Source organism: Acerihabitans sp. TG2, from assembly GCF_035013185.1.
Lineage (GTDB): Bacteria > Pseudomonadota > Gammaproteobacteria > Enterobacterales > Enterobacteriaceae > Acerihabitans.
This window is the reverse complement of sequence record NZ_JAYGJO010000090.1, coordinates 1-1,059: the sequence shown is the minus strand read 5'-3', so window position 1 is coordinate 1,059 and position 1,059 is coordinate 1. Positions and strand designations below refer to the sequence as shown.

The window sequence follows — 1,059 nt, the reverse complement described above, 5'->3', positions numbered from 1 at the left end:
TTGTCTCGTCAAAGAGCTGCAGTTTGATATTTTCGGGTTCAGTCGCGGGGCTGCATCGGCCCGGCATTTTGCCAACCGGGTTTTCAGTCAGGACAGCGCGATTATAGCGGCTATCAACACCGGGCTGGGTGAGGTTGAGGTTGAGTACGCTGGCACCCCCGGCGGTAAAACCCGGTTTCTGGGAATATTTGATACCGTGGCGGCCATCGGTACGCTGGCTAATGGCCTCAACCCGAACAGCGCCGATACCGGCGAGGTGAATATTGTGCTGCGCCCGGGGGTGGCGGAGAAGGTTTTCCATATTACCGCGCAACACGAATGCCGGTTTAACTTCGCGCTGAACAGCGTAAAACCGGCATGGCCGGAGCTGGCCCTGCCTGGCGCGCACTCGGACATTGGTGGCGGCTATAATCCCGTCGAGTACGAAACTTATTTTCTCACTCGCCCTCAGTTTGAAACCGTACCGATATGTACCGCTGATACCGATACCCGGATTTATAGGCAGACCGGTGAACAACGTAAGCTGATGGATACCTATCCGGCGATCGCCCCAATGCTTCACGAGGTGGAGACAGAGATTAACATCTGGTACGACGACCGAATGCCCGCTGATCGCTACGGCACGTTGCAAAAACGCAGCGGTGCGGCCCTGATCCTTAATCGGCCCACACGTAACGACTGGTCTAAAGTGGTGCTGCGGGTGATGATTGATGCCGCACAGGATGCCGGGGTGATATTTGATCCCATCCGAGAAACAAATGTGAAATTAAAACTCCAACCAGAACTCGATACTTTATGCGAAAAAGCGCTGGTGATGGGGCGCGCTGCCCGCAGCGGCAAATCAGTCTACGGGTTCACTACCCCGGAACTTCATGCACTGGCGGGACAATACCTGCACTGCTCGGCTAACTGGAACCGCGTGATTAAAAACAGCCAAGGGATGATTACCGGGGCGGTTAAACCAGTGGAACTGCTCTCCTTCACCAATCGTCCGGACGCGCGCTGGCAACGGACAGTCTATAATATGGATGGAAACAAGCTATGGAAATAACGCGTCTG

Annotated in this window: 1 protein-coding gene; it reads left to right on the top strand. The window is 54.9% G+C overall.

Translation table 11 applies throughout. The annotated features are described in order from the left end of the window. Positions 1 to 1,051 (top strand): phospholipase effector Tle1 domain-containing protein (locus SJI19_RS24640; RefSeq protein WP_323480867.1); only part of this gene is annotated, 1,051 nt, incomplete at its 5' end. Positions 1,052 to 1,059: the final 8 nt, after the last annotated feature.